The organism is Chryseobacterium sp. Bi04, from assembly GCF_918698085.1.
Lineage (GTDB): Bacteria > Bacteroidota > Bacteroidia > Flavobacteriales > Weeksellaceae > Chryseobacterium.
The window spans coordinates 109618-129146 of record NZ_CAKKLP010000007.1 but is presented as its reverse complement, the minus strand read 5'-3'; the positions used below and the strand labels follow the sequence as shown (position 1 = coordinate 129146).

At 35.6% G+C, this 19529-nt stretch carries 17 protein-coding genes; 6 read left to right on the top strand and 11 right to left on the bottom strand.

The features are described 5' to 3' along the window. Positions 1-27: 27 nt before the first annotated feature. The 6 genes from LQV47_RS12925 to LQV47_RS12900 form a co-directional block, all read right to left on the bottom strand. Complete coding sequence (locus LQV47_RS12925) at positions 28-870, bottom strand: TonB family protein (protein WP_230037490.1); 843 nt, start codon at positions 868-870, stop codon at positions 28-30. Positions 871-895: 25 nt separating this feature from the next. Beyond that, positions 896-1468, bottom strand: coding sequence for a biopolymer transporter ExbD (locus LQV47_RS12920; protein ID WP_230037488.1), 573 nt, complete (start codon positions 1466-1468; stop codon positions 896-898). 13 nt (positions 1469-1481) lie between these two features. Further along, positions 1482-2084, bottom strand: a complete 603-nt coding sequence (locus tag LQV47_RS12915) for a biopolymer transporter ExbD (protein WP_230037486.1) — start codon at positions 2082-2084, stop codon at positions 1482-1484. Positions 2085-2145: 61 nt separating this feature from the next. Further along, positions 2146-3009 carry a MotA/TolQ/ExbB proton channel family protein gene (locus LQV47_RS12910; protein WP_047488818.1) on the bottom strand — a complete coding sequence of 288 codons (864 nt, stop codon included), beginning with the start codon at positions 3007-3009 and terminating at the stop codon, positions 2146-2148. A 240-nt stretch (positions 3010-3249) separates the two neighbouring features. Continuing rightward, positions 3250-6063 carry a leucine--tRNA ligase gene (gene leuS / locus LQV47_RS12905; protein ID WP_230037484.1) on the bottom strand — a complete coding sequence of 938 codons (2814 nt, stop codon included), beginning with the start codon at positions 6061-6063 and terminating at the stop codon, positions 3250-3252. A gap of 180 nt (positions 6064-6243) precedes the next feature. Beyond that, positions 6244-6720 carry a lipocalin family protein gene (locus LQV47_RS12900; protein ID WP_230037482.1) on the bottom strand — a complete coding sequence of 159 codons (477 nt, stop codon included), beginning with the start codon at positions 6718-6720 and terminating at the stop codon, positions 6244-6246. A 201-nt stretch (positions 6721-6921) separates the two neighbouring features. Between LQV47_RS12900 and LQV47_RS12895 the strand changes: the two genes are divergently transcribed. The 3 genes from LQV47_RS12895 to LQV47_RS12885 are packed head-to-tail and all read left to right on the top strand — an operon-like array spanning position 6922 to position 9305. Further along, positions 6922-7899: an acyltransferase gene (locus LQV47_RS12895; protein ID WP_230037480.1), complete on the top strand. Its 978-nt coding sequence runs from the start codon at positions 6922-6924 to the stop codon at positions 7897-7899. A gap of 24 nt (positions 7900-7923) precedes the next feature. Next, complete coding sequence (locus LQV47_RS12890; protein ID WP_230037479.1) at positions 7924-8679, top strand: glycosyltransferase; 756 nt, start codon at positions 7924-7926, stop codon at positions 8677-8679. Further along, entirely contained in the window at positions 8679-9305 is a 627-nt protein-coding gene (locus LQV47_RS12885; protein WP_230037477.1) for a deoxyuridine 5'-triphosphate nucleotidohydrolase, read from the top strand. Before LQV47_RS12890 ends, LQV47_RS12885 begins: the two co-directional genes overlap by 1 nt. Here the strand turns inward: LQV47_RS12885 and LQV47_RS12880 are convergent. The 5 genes from LQV47_RS12880 to LQV47_RS12860 form a co-directional block, all read right to left on the bottom strand. After that, complete coding sequence (locus LQV47_RS12880) at positions 9297-10535, bottom strand: glycosyltransferase N-terminal domain-containing protein (RefSeq protein WP_230037476.1); 1239 nt, start codon at positions 10533-10535, stop codon at positions 9297-9299. The two genes, LQV47_RS12885 and LQV47_RS12880, sit on opposite strands and share 9 nt — an antisense overlap. Continuing rightward, a complete protein-coding gene (locus tag LQV47_RS12875) occupies positions 10532-11017 on the bottom strand; it encodes a DUF1648 domain-containing protein (protein ID WP_230037474.1) in 486 nt (161 codons plus the stop codon). The genes LQV47_RS12880 and LQV47_RS12875 overlap by 4 nt, the downstream gene beginning before the upstream one ends. Positions 11018-11020: 3 nt before the next feature. Further along, positions 11021-11737, bottom strand: coding sequence for a C40 family peptidase (locus LQV47_RS12870; protein ID WP_230037472.1), 717 nt, complete (start codon positions 11735-11737; stop codon positions 11021-11023). 89 nt (positions 11738-11826) lie between these two features. Then, positions 11827-12474, bottom strand: coding sequence for a class I SAM-dependent methyltransferase (locus tag LQV47_RS12865; RefSeq protein WP_230037470.1), 648 nt, complete (start codon positions 12472-12474; stop codon positions 11827-11829). 1018 nt (positions 12475-13492) lie between these two features. Next, positions 13493-14326 (bottom strand): OmpA family protein, encoded by an 834-nt coding sequence (locus LQV47_RS12860; protein WP_230037468.1) that lies wholly within the window; start codon positions 14324-14326, stop codon positions 13493-13495. 87 nt (positions 14327-14413) lie between these two features. On the opposite strand from LQV47_RS12860, the gene tilS reads away from it, so the two are divergent. From tilS to LQV47_RS12845, 3 genes are all read left to right on the top strand, one after another. Then, complete coding sequence (tilS, locus tag LQV47_RS12855; RefSeq protein WP_230037466.1) at positions 14414-15763, top strand: tRNA lysidine(34) synthetase TilS; 1350 nt, start codon at positions 14414-14416, stop codon at positions 15761-15763. Further along, positions 15753-17819: a thioredoxin family protein gene (locus LQV47_RS12850; protein ID WP_230037464.1), complete on the top strand. Its 2067-nt coding sequence runs from the start codon at positions 15753-15755 to the stop codon at positions 17817-17819. The genes tilS and LQV47_RS12850 overlap by 11 nt, the downstream gene beginning before the upstream one ends. Before the next feature lie 148 nt (positions 17820-17967). After that, the gene (locus tag LQV47_RS12845; protein ID WP_230037462.1) at positions 17968-19506 is read left to right on the top strand and encodes a T9SS type A sorting domain-containing protein; all 1539 of its coding nucleotides are present in this window, start codon (positions 17968-17970) and stop codon (positions 19504-19506) included. Positions 19507-19529 lie beyond the last annotated feature (23 nt).

Genomic DNA, 19529 nt, shown 5'->3' with positions numbered 1-19529 from the left:
ATTTATATTATGAATAAATAAGTCTAATTATTCAAAGTTCATAGTAAATGGAACGCTATAGTAAGATCTAACGCTTTCTCCATTTCTTTTCGCTGGAGTCCACTTTTTAAGTTTCTTAACTACACGAATCGCTTCACTGTTGAAGTCGCCATTTGGAGATTTCTCTTCAATGGTAACTCCAGAAACAGTTCCGTCTTTTTCTACAACGAACTTAAGCTTAGCTTTAAGCGTACCTTCACCTCCTTCCATTAGAGAAGTATCGAAGTTATCTCCTAAGAACTTTCTTAATGCACCCATACCTCCAGGATATTCTGCAGACTGGTCTACATCTTTGTAGATCTCGTTAGGATTATTCGCTTTTACTTCCACAGTACTAGCTTTAGTACCTGTAGATGGTGGTGGCGGTGGTGGCGTATAAGCCGGAGCTTTAACCCCCTCCTGATTGTTCAAACCAGTTGTTGTTTCCAACTGCTTAGAAATCGGTGGTGGTGGAGTTTCAATTTTCGGAGCTTTTACAGGCTCAGGAACCACGTTCTGGATGACCTCAATTTTCTCCTCTTCTTTTGGAGGTGGAGGTGGTGGAGGTGGTTCTTCTTCTTTTGGCTGCTCAATAATTTTATCTTCCTGAAGAATTTCTACCAAGTCTGCCTTCACTTCTTGCTTAGGCGGCTCAGTAAGTCTCTTAATGGTAAGATAAATAAAAGGAGACAATGCCGCAACCAGGAATAATGCCGTTCCAACAATAAATGATTTTGTCAGAAGTCTCGGATACTGATGTCTAAGATCGTAGGCACCATATTCCTTGTTTCTATTTTCAAATACAATCTCGTCTAAAGTAAGATTTTGATTGTATACATTTTCATCTGCCATAGATTTTTACAATTTTATGGTTAAATTACTTTGTTGCTGGTGCTGCAGGAGCTCCAGAGTTACCAACCTTCTTATTATAAATAGCTTGTTCCCAAGGCTTCACATCGGTTACCCCGTATTGCTCACTTTTAGTAATTGCCATTTCGTCAAGAATATCTACAAAGTTCTTATATACAGCATCGTCAGTCGGTTTGATAATAACAGTAAATTTAGTTTTATCTGCCGCGTTTGCTTTTGCCTGCTCAATTACTTTTCTAATCCCTTCTCTATCGAAAGAAGTTTCATTAAGATTCTGATCAGTTAAGGAAGTATTATCCTGCTGATGCCAAAAAATCCTATTGTCTTTACCCAATAATAAAGAAATTGAGTTAGAAAGTTTAATCTCTGTTGGAGGTGGTTTTTGTTTTTCATCTTTCGGTTTAGCCGGAAGACCCAAATCCATTACATTCGGTTTGCTAAATGTGGTTGTGAACATAAAGAAGGTAATCAATAGAAAACCCAAGTCCACCATAGGAGTCATATCGACTCTGGTATTCTGCTTCTTGGAACGTACCTTGCCGCCTTTGCCGCCTTTTTCCTGTACTTGTACTTCTGCCATTTCTAATGATATATTATTGTTTACCCTCTTGTGATGTAATCAACCAGAATTTAAGAAAATCAATATCTCTTAAACCTTCAAATAGGCTTTTAACTTTAGGATACTGAGTCGTAACATCACCCTTGATTGCTAATTTGTAATCAGGATTTACGCTCAAACTCTGCTGTACCCAGTCAACTAACTGCTTATTTGTACTATCCATAGGAATCCCTTTAGGACTCTTGAAATTTTTCTGCTCCTCATCTGACAAATCGAGATAGCTTTTCAGTTGGTTCATAGGAACCCCAATAGCTTGTACTTTCTGAAATGATGCTTTTTGTTTGTTGTCAAAAGTAATATTATACTTTTGGCCCATTTTGTCTAAAAGCTGTAATCTCTCTGATGCATTCTCTACTGGCTGGAAATAAAATTTTCCGTCCGGAGTAGCGTTGATGGTCATCAAACTTGCGTCAGGAAGTAACTTCTCTGATATTGAAGATGGCGGTTTAATCTGCTCCACGTCAGGTTTTTTAAACTGAGTGGTCAAGATAAAGAATGTAAGTAGTAGGAACGCAACGTCACACATCGCGGTCATGTCCGTCACTACTCCATGTCTTTTTGGTTTGACTCTCGCCATTATTATAAAATATTTTTAATTAAACTTCTTTTAATTGCCAATGCAAATACCTTGCTAATTCTTAGTTGAATTCAGCGAAAGACTGCTGGATACTCATAGAGATCTCGTCGATCTTGTAAGTTAATCCATCAATTTTAGAAGTAAAGAAGTTGTAAAGGATAATAGCGATTGCTGAAGTACCAATACCTAAAGCTGTGTTAATCAATGCCTCAGAGATACCTGTAGAAAGTGCAGCAGCATCTGGAGTACCTCCTCCTGAACCTAATGCGAAGAACGCCTTGATCATCCCGATTACCGTTCCTAAAAGAGCGATTAGCGTAGCAACCGTACCTAAAGTAGAAAGGATCATCATATTTTTCTCAAGCATTGGCATCTCAAGAGTAGTAGCCTCTTCGATAGCTTTGTTAAGAGCTACCATTTTCTGCTCTTTATTTAAAGTTGTATCGTGAGAAAGAGCTTTGTAAGTAGTAAGACCTTCTTTTACTACGTTTCCTACTGAACCTTGTTGTCTGTCGCACTCTTCAAGAGCTTCATCAATTTTGTTTTGGTTTAATAAGCTTCTTACTTGTACAACGAAGTTGTCTAAGTTTCCTTTTCCGGCAGCTTTACCAAGTACGAAATATCTTTCAAAAGAGAAAACAATTACCGTAATCATGAAAGTAATCAAGATTGGTACAATAACCCCTCCTTTGTAGATAATACCTAAAAACGACTCTGGGTGAATGTCTTTTCCTTCAACACTTGAGAAAGCTACAGAACCACTACCTAGTTTGTCTGCATCTTTAAAGTTTCCTGGGTTACCAAGAACGAATAAATAAATACAAATTCCTATAGCAAATAGAATAGGAATAATAACAGCTGGATTTAAACCTCCCGCTTTTCTAGCAACTACTTGCTCATCATTTTTTGAAACATTCATTTCCATATTTAACTAAATTATATTGTTTTAAATTTTTACAGGGTGTAAATTAAAGGCAAAATTAATTAAAATGCAAGAGTCTTAATTAAACATTTTGCTTTTTTTTGATAAAGAAAAATTAATACGATTTTAAAATAATAATTATTCTTAGATATTTTATATATTTTTTCCAAATTTAACATTTGAGTTAAAAAATCAAAAAAATTAGCACCCCATTTTTTTTAATTTCCCAATGTTAATTTTTTTTTAAATTACGATATTCACAATACGGTGAGGAACTACAATGATTTTTTTAGGGGTTTTACCTTCCAAAATCTGTTGCATTTTTTCATTTGAAATCACCAAATCTTCCACCTCCTTAGCAGATAATTGAGCAGAAAGCGAAATTTTGAACTTCATTTTACCATTTACGCTTACCGGATATTCAATTTCGTCCTCAACAAGATATTCTTCATTTAATGCAGGAAATCTTTCAAATTCGATAGATGCACCGTGTCCCAGTAAACTCCAAAGCTCTTCACAGATGTGAGGGGCATACGGAGAAATGATAACGGCTAAAGGTTCCAATATATTGCGTTTGTTACATTTTATTTTCTGCAGCTCGTTCACAGCGATCATAAATGATGACACCGAGGTATTGAAAGAAAAGTTTTCAATATCAAAAACCACCTTCTTTATTAAGGTATGCAAAATTTTATATTCTGCCTTGGTAGGTTCTTCCTCAGAAACTTCAAATACATCGCCGTTAAAATACAGATTCCAGAATTTTTTAAGGAAACCATACACTCCGCTAAGCCCTTGTGTATTCCAAGGTTTAGATTGCTCTAATGGTCCCAGGAACATTTCATACAGTCTTAAACCATCCGCTCCATATTCTTCACAGATATCGTCCGGATTAACTACATTGTATTTTGACTTGGACATTTTTTCTACTTCACGGCCTGTGATGTATTTTCCATCTTCTAAAATAAACTCTGCATTAGCATAATCTGGTCTCCATGTTTTGAATGCTTCTGTATCCAATTCATCAGAGGTTCCTTTTAATAAGGATACATCAACATGGATTTGCTGAGTCTGATAATTGGCCGCAATATTTTTAGAAACGTATTGATTGGTTCCGTCTATTCTGTATACATAAGCACTCATTCCTAAAATCATCCCCTGGTTGATCAGTTTCTGGAAAGGTTCATCATGACTGATCCAGCCTCTGTCTTTTAAGAACATATTCCAGAAACGGGAATATAACAAGTGACCCGTTGCATGTTCACTACCTCCTATATATAGATCTACCTGTCCCCAATAATCTGAAAGATCCTTTGCACAGAATTCTCCGTCATTCTGAGAATCCATATATCTAAGGAAATACCATGAGCTTCCAGCCCAACCCGGCATGGTAGACAATTCTATTGGGAAAATAGTTTGATCATCAATTAAATCTGTAGAGACCACTTTTTGGTTTGCCTCATCCCACGCAAATACTTTTGCATTTCCTAATGGAGGATCTCCATCTTCAGTAGGTAAATATTTTTCAACTTCTGGAAGTTCCAATGGTAAAGCAGAAACCGGTAACGTATATGGCATCCCTTCCTTATAATATATAGGAACAGGTTCTCCCCAATAACGCTGTCTTGAGAAAATGGCATCACGCTGTCTGTAGTTTGTAGTTCCATGACCGATTCCTTTGTTTTCTATTTCCGAGATAATTTTTGATTTTGCCTCATTATAATGCAGTCCGTTTAAGAAATCAGAATTGACACAAACAGAATCTTTAGAATCAAAAGACTTCTCCTGAACGTCTTCTTCAGTCTCCACCACTTTTTTAATTTCCAGGTTAAATTTCTTAGCAAATCTGTGGTCACGTTCGTCATGGGCAGGTACAGCCATTACAGCTCCTGTTCCATAGCCCATCAATACGTAATCTGAAATATAGATCGGCATCTTCTCATTGCTGAAAGGATTCACGGCATAACTTCCGGTGAAAGCTCCGCTCACGTTTTTCACGTCAGCCATCCTGTCTCTTTCTGTTTTTTTGGAAGTTTCTTCTATATAAGTATCTACTGCTGCTTTTTGTGCAGCTGTAGTAATTGTTTCCACTAAAGGATTCTCCGGAGCCAACACCATAAAAGTAGCTCCAAAAATAGTATCAGGTCTTGTGGTGAAAACTTCAACGATTTCATCATGACCTTCTACCTGAAATTTCACCTGGGTACCCTGAGATTTTCCAATCCAGTATTCCTGGGCATCTTTCAGAGGTTGTGGCCAATCCAATTGAGTAAGCCCTTGTAATAATCTTTCAGAATAGGCAGAGATTCTCATGCTCCACTGCATCATTTTCTTCTGGAATACTGGAAAGCCTCCTCTTTCAGACTTTCCGTCTTTCACCTCATCATTCGCCAATACTGTTCCCAAAGCAGGACACCAGTTCACTGTTGTTTCTGCTCTGTAGGAAAGACGGTAATTTAATAGGATATCTTCTTTATCCACTTCAGAAGCATTCACCCATTCTTCTGCGGTAAAACTAAGTTCATCATTTTGATTGGCATTCAGTCCTTCTGTACCTTTTTCTTCAAAATGCTTGATTAAGGTATCTATAGCTTCCGCTTTATCTGTATTTTTATTATACCAGGAATGATACAACTGGATAAAAATCCATTGTGTCCATTTATAATAGGAAGCATCAGAAGTTCTTACCTCTCTGCTCCAATCGAATGAAAATCCAATTTTTTTTAATTGCTCTTCATATCTGTTGATATTTTGTTCTGTGGTGATTGCCGGATGCTGTCCCGTCTGGATTGCATACTGCTCAGCAGGAAGCCCAAAGCTATCATATCCTACCGGGTGGAGAACATTAAACCCTTGATGTCTCTTATATCTTGCATAGATATCCGAAGCAATATACCCAAGTGGGTGACCTACGTGAAGCCCTGCCCCGGATGGATACGGAAACATATCGAGTACATAAAATTTAGGTTTATCTGTGTTATTGGAGGTTTTATAGGTTTGATTTTCCTCCCAGTATTTCTGCCACTTTTTTTCTATCTGCTGATGATCGTAAAACACTTTATATATATGTTATATGTTAGACTTTAACTATTGAATGTCATTTTCTTTTAACAAGATTCACAAAATTAATGATTTTAAAAGAAATAAAAATTTAATTTATTATTAATTACCAATCGATATCCAACAAAAAAATCTCATCCTGGGATGAGATCTGTTTTATATCTTGAAGTATACTTATTATGGTTGAGGAATTCTCTTGAAAGTATAGGTTCTTGTTTTAAATACAGTCGGATCCTCTGTCTCTTCTCTTACTGCAAGATTGAGCGTTGTATCATCCAGGGTAACCACTTTTGCAGTAACCGGTTCTACAATTCCCTGATACTTTATCTGCACAGATTTACTGCTTTTATCATAAGTATAGGTAAAGTTTTTATCAGAAACAATAGCACACTGCCCTGGTGTAGCTGTATCTCCCCAGTCAGTTCTTTTACCCACAACATCAGTATTGAATCTCCATCTGGATTCTTTCTGACATGTAGAATAGGTAATGACATCCGAAATCGGCTGCTCATTCACTTCCACAGTGGTAACCACTTCCTTTAAAGGCTGCCAGACCCCCACAATAGGAGCCTCCATGACAGGATCTTTATCATCATTACATCCGGTAGCTACAAATAATGATAACCCGGCAAATAGTAGTGCTAATTTCTTCATAGATCAATTTTTTCAAGGGCTAAAATTATAATTTTTTTGATTTATATTACTATTTTTTGTGAAAAATTATTGAGTCAACCTTTATTTATACATTTTTTTAAACACTTAAGGACGATATTGCCTTTATTTAACAAATATTGAACCTTCGAAAAGCCCTCTATTTTATTAAAAAAGTTATTTTTGTAGATAAGAAAGAAAAAAATGCAAGATATAACGAAAAATAATTTTGACTTTATCCGTGTTCTCCTGGCATTCATTGTATTTGTGGGACATTTAGGCGCCTTAAGCGTCTCTCCTCAACTTAAATTTTTAGAACACAGCCCAGTAGAAGTCGCGGTTTTTTCGTTTTTTATCGTCAGTGGTTTTTTAATTGCAAGAAGTTATGAAAGATCTTCCAGTTTAAAAAGCTATGCAAAAAAGAGATTCAACAGGATTGTTCCTGCCTATTTACTGGTGGTATTTCTCTGTACAGTCTTACTAAGCCTTGTCAGTAAATTATCATTTTCTGAATATTTCGGCAATGCACAGGTCTACAAGTATTGGTTCTGGAATTCGATTTTCATGAATTTTAAATCACCATGGCTTCCCGGCGTATTTGGCAATCAGGCTGTAAATGGTGCATTATGGACTCTCAAAATAGAAATGTGCTTCTATATTGCCGTTCCCTTCATGTTTTTATTCTTCGGAAAAAACAATAGATACAGAAATATCAGTCTGATTGTATTGTATTTTCTTTCCCTGGTATTTCTAAATTATTTTGAAATGACAGGAAAGGCAGCCATCTCAAGACAATTACCCGGATCATTATGTTATTTTATTGGCGGGATGCTTTTGTATTTTAATTTTGATAAATTCATTCAACACAAGCATACGCTTTTTATTATTGCTATGATCACCGTATGGATAGATCTTATTTTTAAAATAAAACTATTCTCTCCTATCATGATCAGTATTATTGTACTGTATATTGCCTACTCTTTTAAATTCCTGAATAACTTCGGAAAATACGGAGACTTTACGTATGGTATTTACATATTTCATTTTCCTGTCATCCGGGTATTCCAGACATTAGGGCTCTTTGAAGATTATAACCCTTATGTAATGGGTATTATTTGTATGCTGACCGTAATTGGAATAGGAGTTTCCTCCTGGCACTTTTATGAAAAAAGATTTTTATAATTTTGAATATATTTAAAACCACAAATGAAAGACCTCGTCTCCATCATCACTCCCTGTTATAATTCTGCAGAATTCATTGAAGAAACAATACAATCTGTTCTTAACCAGACCTATGAAAACTGGGAATGGCTGATCACGGATGACCTTTCTAAAGACAATACCGTAGAAATCCTCAGAAAGTACAATGATCCCAGAATAAAATTACTGGTACTGGAAAAAAACGGTGGTGCAGGAAATGCCAGAAATAAAAGTCTTGAAAGAGCTCAGGGAAGATATATTGCCTTTCTTGATTCTGATGATTACTGGTATCCGGAATATCTGGAAACCATGACTGATTATATGCAGGAACATAATGCAGAGCTTGTGTACTGCAATTATTCCCGATGTGATGAACATCTGAAGCCTATATTAAAGGATTTTATGGCTGACACGGTAGTTACTTTTTCAAACCTTCTGAAAACATGCAGACTAGCTCCGGTTTCAACGATGTATGACACCAAAAGAGCGGGAAAATTTTTATTTCCCGTAAAAAGTAAGCGTGAGGATCACGTAATGTGGCTGAATCTTCTAAAAGTAATTCCGGAAGGAATGCCCATCAACAAAACAATGGCGAAATACAGAATGCGGGAAAACAGTGTTTCCAGAAAGAAGAAGGACATTATTAAAGACCAATATCTGGTCTATAAGGATTTTATGGGCTTTTCTACTGTAAAATCATTGTATTACACTGTCAACTGGGCAGTAAACGGATTTTTAAAGTATTCAAAAATTTTTAATTAATGGAGTATTCAAAAGAATTTAAAGCAGCACTGAGTGCCTTTTCCGGCCCTGAAAAGGATAAACTTATCTTCAGACTTTTAAAAAAGGACAAACTGCTGTCTAAAAAATTATATTTCGAACTTATTGATCCTGAAAACACGGATGATAAAAGAAATGCAATGGAAAAGGAAGTAGCCGAAAAGGTTCTTTTAGCTTCAAAATATATTGGCAATGCGAAGTATTTCCTGACCATTATCCGCAAAATAAGCGCAGAAGTTACAGAGCATGTAAAGATTACCACTGATAAATTTGGAGACATCTCTCTTAATTTACTGATGATCAATGCCATTTTAGAATATAATGATGACCTCAGCCGGCAGAGGTTTGACAATGTCTACAAACTCTATCTTTATATCATCAATAAAATATTTAAGTATCTGATTTTAGCTAAAAAGCTGGATGAAGATTACTGGATGGAAATTGATGAACTCCTGAGTGATACCCAAAATAAAATCTTGGAAAACCATTACCTGCAAAAACTCTGTATCAATAATGGCCTTGATTTCAACTGGTTTGAATGTGAAAAGATTCCCGAGAATATTGAAACGATTATGAAAGAGATTAAAAGCCAGGGATTTTTAAGATAGGATTTTCTGAAGGATCATTTCTGTAGCATTAGGCTTCCCGTCAACAAATTTCTCAGCATTCTGAGACATTGCTGCCAATTCTTCTTTGTTATCGTCATTGGTAAGAAATAAGACAAATTCTGCAGCAGTAGCTTCATCAGCAAAAGATCTCCCACCTTCTACAGAGATAAGGTCATCTGCTTCAGGATTCTTTTTGTAATGATTCCCAAAAATAACAGGAACACCAAATGTGGCTGCCTCCAGGATATTATGCAGCCCTGCATCATGGAAACCTCCTCCCACTACAGCAATATCTGCATAGGAATACAGCTTTGACAATAAACCTATGCTGTCTATAATCAAGAGTTGAGTATTGAGATTTATGGCTTGAGAGGTTTGCATTTCGCTATACAACAATGCCTCAGGGAAAATACTTTTTAAATGTTCCACTCTTTTCATGTCATGAGGCGCTATAATCAGTTTTAACCTGGAATTTTTTCGGAATACCGTTGCTGCAATTTTCTCCTCTGCCTGCCATGAGCTTCCAAAAACAATTGCTTTATTTTTCCCTATAAAATCTGCAATATAATCTACATGATTGTCGCGTAGCCTAAGCTGTCTTACACGGTCAAACCTGGTATCTCCCGTTACTGAAGATTTCACCAGGCCTACACTTTTAGCAAGAGCAAGGGAAAACTGAGTCTGATGAAAAAACCAATCTACATTATGCTGAAGTTGTTTTACAAACCACTTTCCATAGGAAGTAAAGAAAGATTGTCTTTCATAGAACAATGCAGAAATCACATACACCTTTGCATTTTTACTCTTAAGCTCAGCCAGCAGATTATACCAATAGTCATACTTCACCGTAAAAAACAGTTGAGTATTAAACTGTGATGTAAAGTCTTTTACAGTACGTTTTTTATCAAAAGGGAGATAGCAGATCACATCTGCTATATGCTTTTTTTTAACAACATTTTCATAACCCGACGGAGAAAAGAACGTTACCAGAATTTTGTGATCCGGCAGTCTTTCTTTTAGTTTTTCCAAAACCGGCAGCCCCTGCTCATATTCTCCCAAGCTTGCGGCATGCATCCAGACCACCTTGTCTTCTTTTGAAAAGGCAGTTTTTACTTTATCCAAAGATTGTCTTCTGCCGTCAACGCCTTTTTTAGTTTTATCATTAATCAAAGAGAAAGCCTTCATTCCGAAAATGAGAAGGCTAATAAATATGTTGTAAATCAGTTTCAATTTTGATTTGATTTATCGTTAGATTTCTTTGTGAGGCTCTCCTGAATTGATTTCACTAATCCTACTCCAATCACTGTAAACAGCAATCCTAGAATAATAAAAATAGCATTACTGAGATCAGTCTGCTTACCCTCTGCTATCCGAACGCTCTCTAAAATAATATCTAAAAATAAAAGCATTACAGGAAGCTGCAGGGAAAACACATACAATTCTAAAGTCTCTTTATTACGAAAACTTTTAGGAACATTCAGTAAAGTAGAATTGGGATCTCTGGATATTCCAACAAAAAGAACAGAAATAAAAGTAGCAATACACGGAAGGGCCCAGATCGCAGTTTTTCCAGATTCTCCATCTACATTTCCCTGAAAGTCAAAATGAGTAGGAATCACCTCTGGTAATGCAGCATATTTAATTCCTGTAAATGCCCAAATTACAATAAGCAATAGCGTATTTACAATTAATAATATGCTGGAGATTTTCATATTTTAAATAACACTTTTAAGTACTCTCAACTTATGGGTATGTTTATTCATTTCTTTATTGAAGATTCCCGTAGAGTCCAGCGTATCAATCCTCACCTTTCCTGAGGCATGGATAATTTTTTGATTTTCCAGCATAATACCTACATGGATAATCTTGCCTTCAGCATTTTCAAAAAAAGCAAGATCTCCAGGCTGTGTTTCTTCCACAAAAGTAAGTGCTTCTCCTACTTCAGCCTGCTGAGAAGCATCTCTGGGTAATTTTATATCATGAATTTTATAAACCAACTGGGTAAAACCGGAACAGTCTACGGCAAAGAAACTTTTCCCACCCCATAAATAGGGTACATTAATGAATTCACGAGCAGCCAGGACAATACTTTCCCGTAGGTCATGACTTCTTTTTGAGGCTACAGCAGGAAATTCCACCTCAGAACCCATAGATAACAAAGTTTTACCGTCGTTCATGAGTACGGAAGAGAAGTCTTCAGTAACAATAGTAACTTTTCTGTTAGCAAGCTCTTCATCTGTTACAGGCTTTATCTGTTTCGTATCCATCCATCCCTCATAGCCGTCATAGTGCATTTTTATCTTAGTCCAGTTTTTATTAACCTCCAAAATATCAGCACTTTCCCCAAACAATATTTCCGTGACAATTTCCGCTTTGTCAGAATTTTCAGCACGGACCGGCGCTACTGTAACAATACAAATTCCTTTATTCATTCATTAAGATTAAAAGATTGAATGATTTAAAGATTAAAGAATCAGATTCCGTAAAATCTTTTAATTTCTTAATTTTTAAATCTTTTAATTTATTTTCTTCTCAGAAAATTTACTCCATCACGCAAAGGTAAAATAAGATTTTCGAAATCTTCATCTTTTGCCGCTAAATCATTTAATTCTTTGATAGACTGTGTAGATTTCTGTTTTGGATTTTCTTCCAGTACTTTTCCATACCACAAGACATTATCAAACATAATTACAGATCCGGATTTCGTTTTCGGTTTAATGAGTCTAAAATAGTCTGCATAATTTTCTTTATCAGCATCCACAAAAATAAGGTCAAAAACCTCATCTGTTTCTTTCAAAAACTCTTTAGCATCCTGAAGCCTGAATTCAATCTGACTGGCATATTCACTCGTCTCAAAATATTTCTTTGGCAGGTATGCAAGATCTTCATTCACATCCAAAGTTGTAATTTTTCCATCCTTAGCAAGACCTGTTGCCAGACACAAGGTAGCATATCCTGTAAATGTTCCTATTTCCAGCACATTTTTGGGTTTCAGCATTTGGGAAATAATGGTTAAAAGTCTTCCTTGCTGATATCCTGAAATCATGTGGGGCTGTGTTGTTTTCTGATAGGTTTCCCTTCTCAGCTTTTTCAGTATTTCTGATTCTGAAGAAGCATGTGCTTCCAAATACCTGTCCATTTCAGGATTCTTTTCTTCAAAAAAACTCATAGAAAATTTAATTTAAACAAATTTAAGGATTTTAAAATTTCTTTTTTGAACAACCCATGTTTCTGTTCCATATCCAAAACAAAAAAGAGAGGAATTAATTCCTCTCTTTTTAGACATATCTAATTTTTATGTAAAAAATCATTATATGGCTATACAATATTGTCTTATACCTGCACAGACCCATCCTGGGCAACACTTTGTCTGTGGACTGGAACAAAATATCTGTGGATTACACCCATTAATAGCTCCTTGTACAGTTTTCATTTCTCTTCTTGAAAGTTTTTTTGAATTTTTCATATCTATTTTGTTTAGTATTATTTTCCTACTCTTTAAGATTTTCGGATACCTCTATATTTATTTCCTTTTATGGAGATTTAAATATACGTATTATTTTAAATAAATATCATGATATCACATAATTAAAAACATAAATCACATGTGTTTTTATTGATTTTTTACGTAAAAACGCATTGAGCATACATTTTTCATGTTAGTTCTGTTTTTCCGGAATTCATCTATAAAAAAGCCTATATATTTGATTAATCGGCCGGGGAAAACCCCATACAAAATACCGTGAAAATACGGATGTTTTCGCTACCACAATAGTTATAATTTTGCGTGTAGGATAAAGGGTAAAAACACTACGAAAAATGATTGCAGAAGAGAAACAAACTAACCGTGAGAATCAAAAATCTGTATTACTGAAAGGTAATACACGCTCTTCTTCAAAAAAAACGAAGACCGAAATATCCAATTCATTTTTGCAAAGAATTATTTCTCTTCTTAAAAAGGAAGAATTAATTTGATTAAAAAAAATATCCCGAGCCTCTTCGGGATTTTTTATGTGGGGTATATGATAAAGCAGTTGAGAGAAAGAGATGTAGATTACGCTTGCTATAAATAATTACATCTATTGATTAACCTTAGATCCATCTTTTGAAAAAGATGAACTTATTTCATAAAAACAATAAATCCCGAATTTCTTCGGGATTTATTGTTTTTATTATAATTGTTTTAATTATTTCTTTGGAGCGATATCCATCAGTTTCATAAATTCATCAAGCTTAGGCATAATGATGATTTCAGTTCTTCTGTTTTCCCCTCTACCGGAAACACTCATGTTTGTAGCTTTAGGGTTGTATTCAGAACGCCCTCCTGCTGTCATTCTCGCAGGATCTACTCCAAACTGAGTCTGAAGAACTTTAGCAACAGAAGTTCCTCTTAATGCAGAAAGATCCCAGTTATCTCTAGGCAGGTTTGTAGAATTTAATGGAGCATTATCTGTGTTACCTTCTATCAGTACAGAATATTTATCATAATCATTGATTACTTTCGCTACTTTACCTAAGACTTCCTGAGCAGCAGGTAAGATATTGTAATCTCCTGTTTTGTATAACATTTTATCTGAAAGCGAGATCATTACTACCCCTTTCAGTACCTTCACCTGTACATCTTCATCAGAAACGTTATCTAAAGATCTCTTCAGCTTATTAGACAATGCCAGATTCAAGCTGTCATTTTTAGCATTGTTTGAAATCAATTGCTTGATGTATGAGTTTGAAGAGTTGATTTCACTTACCAATTTATCGATGTTAGCAGAGCTTTTTCCTGTATTTGAAAGACATGCATCCAGAGATGATTTCAACGCATCATGCTGGCTTTTCAGTAAGCTGTTCTCCCCTGCTAATGCAGAATTCTGAGATTTCAGATCCTGAATTTCTCTTTGTCTTTCTCCGATATTTTCAATACACTGCTTATAGTTTGTGCTCAGGGCATCGTATTGTTTCTTGCTTACACAAGATGTCATACCCAGCGCCATTGCAGAAACTGCTAAAATTTTTAAAATCTTCATAAATAATCATTTTTAGACCAATCAAAGTTAGGAAAATTCAATTGAATTATATCGGTTATCTTTGCATAAAAGAAATTCTCAACGTATATGTTGAAAAAAACGAGCTTTAAAAATCAATTGGAAAACCTTGTTGACCACCCTGAAAAACACTCCTATCTTCTGGCGGTGAGTGGAGGAGCAGACTCTATGGTTCTGGCCTCATTATTTCAGGATTTACAGGACAATGGGCAAGATAAAAACTGTGAAATACAGATCGCTCATATCAATTATAAACTTCGTGGTGAAGATTCAGATCTTGATCAGAAAGTTGTTCAGGATTTTTGTGAGAAAAATCATATAAAGTTTCATCTGTATGAAGTTTCTGAAAAAGATAAAAAACCGGACCACTCTATTCAGCTTTGGGCAAGAGAACTCCGTTATCAATTTTTTAAAGAAATCAGGAATCAGGAGAAGCTGGAATTTCTTGTTACCGCACATCATCTTAATGATCAGCTGGAAACTTTTATCATTAATCTTTCCAAAGCATCTGGCATTAATGGACTGAGCGGCATTCCTTCTCATGACAATAATATAATCCGACCACTTTTAAATTTTTCCAAAAAAGAAATTTACCAGTTTGCCGAGGAAAACCATATCGAATTCCGTGAGGATCTCTCCAATAAAAAAAGTGATTATTTAAGAAATAAAATCAGAAACGAAATCGTTCCAAAACTATTGGAAACCAATGATCATTTTCTTGAAAATTTCAAAAAGAGTTCTTCTTATCTGAATCAAACTAAAGATTTTGTCCAGAAACAGGTTGAAGAAATAGAAAATAAGCTTTCCTTATTTAACCAAGACTATAAAATCTTATCAAAGGAAAAGCTGGATCAGGAAAGCGATTTCGTAAAGTTTGAAATTTTAAAGAAATATGGATTTACTCAGGAAGAAGAAATCCCTAAAATTTTCACAGCTGAAAACAACAGTTCTTTTTTTTCAAAAGAATACCAACTGGTCATCAACCGTGACGAATTGATATTTATTGACCGGAATAAAGAACAGAAGTCTACAGAGGAAGTTATCCTGATTGATCATTTTAATTTTTCTGAAAAACAAATCAATATTAACCTTAAAAATACTATTGAAGACATTGATGGAATCAATAAGGGTTTTGAATGGGATTTTGATGCTGAAAAACTTCAGTTTCCACTGCGCCTGAGAAAGCAACAGGATGGTGACGAGTTTTACCCTATTGGTTTTTCAGGAAAAAAGAAAGTTTCTAAATTTTTTAGGGACGAAAAATTATCTATTTTAGCGAGGCAAAAAATTTGGATACTGGCTGACAGCAATAATTCCGTACTTGGAATACTTCCTTTCAGACAGGACAGAAAATATACTAAGGATGAGAAAACAAAATGGAGTCTCAAAATTTTTAATGAAACGAAAAATGAAATTTAGAAATTGGTTTTTATTAATTCTACTATTTTTAGCGACGGGAATTAATGCGCAGATAAAAAATCCTGTAAAGTTTAAATTCACCATCAATGATCTGGGGAATAACCAGTATGAAGCGGTTTTAAATGCCACCATGGAAAAAGGCTGGCATATCTACTCAAAAGATTTACCGGAAGACACCGGAATTCCTACTGAGTATAAAGTTTCAGGAAAAAATATTGAACTGATCGGAAAATTTTCCGAGGTGGGTAAAAAGCATGAAGAATTTTCCGAGGCTTTTGGAGGAACTATTGTTTTTTACTCCAATTCAGCCGGGTTCAAACAAAAATTCAAATTAAAAGATCCTGCAAAACCAGCCGATGTTACTTCTGAGATTACGTATCAGACTTGTGACGACAGGGTTTGTTTAGCTCCCAATACTTTAGAATTCAATCAAAAACTAACTCCGAAAGGAGCCACTGAAGAGGCTGTTGAAGAAACACCTGCAGCTGTAAAAGACTCGGTGAAAACAGTTGAAAAAATTACCGAAAATCCTCCAAAACAAGAAGTTACCGTTTCTGAAGTTTCAAAATTAGATCCTAAACAGCTAAAAATTGAAACATTGGATTTTAAAAATCCACTGACAGATTGTGGGACAGCATCTACACAGGTAGAAGAAAACTACTGGACATACCTGTTCTTAGGATTTATCGGAGGTTTAATTGCCTTGCTAACACCTTGTGTTTTCCCTATGATTCCTTTAACGGTTTCATTCTTTACCAAAGGAAATAAAGATAAAGCAAAAGGAAAAAGAGATGCCGTTATCTACGGATTTTTCATTCTTCTTATTTTTGTCTTATTAAGTATCCCTTTCCATATTATTGACGGAATTGCCGGAAATATCTTCAATGAAATTTCTACAAGTGTATGGCTGAATATTGCCTTCTTTATCATCTTTATTTTCTTTGCCGGAAGTTTCTTCGGGTATTATGATATTACACTACCTAGTTCCATTGCCAATAAATCTTCGAAAGCAGAAGAAGCCGGAGGGATCATCGGAATCTTCTTTATGGCACTTACGCTGGTTATTGTTTCATTCTCTTGTACAGGACCTATTTTAGGAAGTTTACTGGGAAGTGCGGTAACAGGATCTTCCAATGTTCCTATGCTGCTGACTTTTGCACTAGCAGGATTTGGGCTGGCGTGGGCGATTGTTTTCGGGCTATTGGCTTTATTCCCACAAGCGTTGCAAAGTCTTCCAAAATCCGGAGGATGGATGAATACTGTGAAAGTTGTGTTAGGATTCGTAGAATTGGCATTAGCATTAAAATTCTTATCCAAGGCAGATTTGGTTTCCAAAACTTTCTTCCTGAAAAGAGAACTTTTCATCGCCATCTGGATTATTGTTGCTCTTGGGCTTGCTTTATATTTATTTGGGCTGATCAAGTTCCCGCATGATGATAAAAAACCAAAGATCTCGATCACCAGAAAGATTCTTGGAGTATTAGGTTTTGGATTTGTCATTTATCTGATCCAGGGATTAATTCCTTCTGAACGTCCGAAACTTCAATTGTTAAGTGGTATTTTACCTCCACTGAACGTTAGCTATTTCCACGATGAAAAAGACGGAATTTTAGGAATGCATCCTGAGCATGATTTTTTCAAAGCTATTGAGCTTGCCAAAAAGGAAAACAAACCCATCTTAATTGACTTTACGGGATACGGTTGTGAAAACTGTAGAAAAATGGAAGAATTTGTCTGGAGTGAACCGGATATTTTACCAATACTACAAAATGACGTGGTATTAGCTTCTTTATATGTAGATGATAAAGAAGAGCTTCCTGAAGATCAAAAAACTAAAATAGACCTTGGGGAAGGACAGATTAAAAAAGTAAAAACAATTGGTGACAGATGGAGCTTATTCCAACAGGTTAACTTTAATAATAACTCTCAGCCTCACTATGTTTTAATAACTCCTGACGGAAAAGTGATCAATACCCCTGTTTCCGGATATATGCCAAAAGAGGATTTCAAAAAATTCTTAGAATGCGGAGTAGATTTCTTCAAGAAAAATAAATAGATTTTATTTCAAAATACACTAAAGCCTTATCAATTCATTGGTAAGGCTTTTTTTACACTTATTAGAAATAAATCAACACTTACTAAGTCGTTTCATTAAGTAAAATCTTTTTCAATATATTTAGAAAACAATTCTAAATTAAACGCAAATGAAAAAGTTATTTTACATGCTGGCAGTCTTAGGCTGCTCTATTTCAATGTATGCCCAAGCACCCAATATCCAGTGGCAAAAATCACTTGGAGGAAGCAATCTAGAATGGGCAAAGTCAATTAAACATACTACCGATGGAGGCTATATTGTTGCAGGACATTCAAGTTCTACCGATGGAGATGTCACAGGAAATCACTCCGGTGGCCAACCTTATATGACTGATTATTGGATTGTAAAACTGAACAGTTCGGGAGATATACAATGGCAAAAATCATTGGGAGGCAACAGTATTGAAGAAGCAAACTCCATCCAACAGACAAATGATGGCGGCTATATTATCGCAGGAACAGCTGCTTCATCAGATGGAGATGTTACAGGAAGCCATGGGAGTTTTGATTATTGGATTGTAAAGCTTGATTCATCGGGAAATATTCAGTGGGAAAAAACTTTCGGAGGAGGTATTGTTGAACAAGCTTATTCCATTCAACAAACTACTGATAACGGCTATGTCATTGCAGGCTATACCAATTCTTCAAACGGAGATGTTACCGTTGCATATGGAGAAGAAGATTTCTGGATCGTCAAACTGGATCAAGCTGGAAATCTGCAGTGGCAAAAGTCGTATGGTAGCAATAGTAAAGACTACGCCTACTCTATCCAGCAAACTGCAGAGGGAGGCTATATCGTAGCCGGCAGTACAAACAGCACAATTGGAGGCATTTCTTATAGCGACTGTCTGATTATCAAGTTAAATTCGTCCGGAGATCTGCAATGGCAAAAAAAGATAGGCGGCAGTCATGATGATTACGCTACTGCAATAAAGCAAACCATGGACGGAGGCTATATTGTAGCAGGAAACAGTAATTCTACAGACGGAGATGCTACAGGAAATAGTAATTCACCCAATATTTGGATTTTTAAACTTAACAATACCGGAGATATTCAATGGAAACAGTTTCTTGGCGGAACCGGTTATGATGGGGCTTCATCTGTTGAATTAACATCAGATAACGGCTATCTTATTGGAGGAACCACAACAAGCTCAACAGATTTCACAGACAATTTTTATGTTGCCAAACTTAATTCAACAGGCAGTATTATATGGGAGAAAAGTTTAGGAGGAAGTGCTACAGATCAACTGTATTCAGCAATAGAAACAGCGGATGGAGGATTTATTCTTGCAGGTAATACAGACTCTAATGACGGAGACGTTTCAGGAAATCATTCAGATGGTTTTTCAGATTTCTGGATTGTAAAACTTATGCCTACCACAACATTATCTACTACGGAGATGAAAACAAACAGACCTATATCTTTCTTTCCTAATCCTGCCAAAGATTTTATTAATATCAGTAATCTCCCAGGCGGATCAGTTGTGACCATTACAGATACATCCGGAAGAAAGCTATTGTCTAAAAATTGTCATGAAGACAAAGTAATAATAAATACCTCTCAGCTAATTCCGGGAATTTATATGATTCAAATTGAAAATAAGGGAAAAATCATTTTAAATGAAAAACTAATCCTAAAAAAATAAACGCCATACAGTTAAAAACTCTT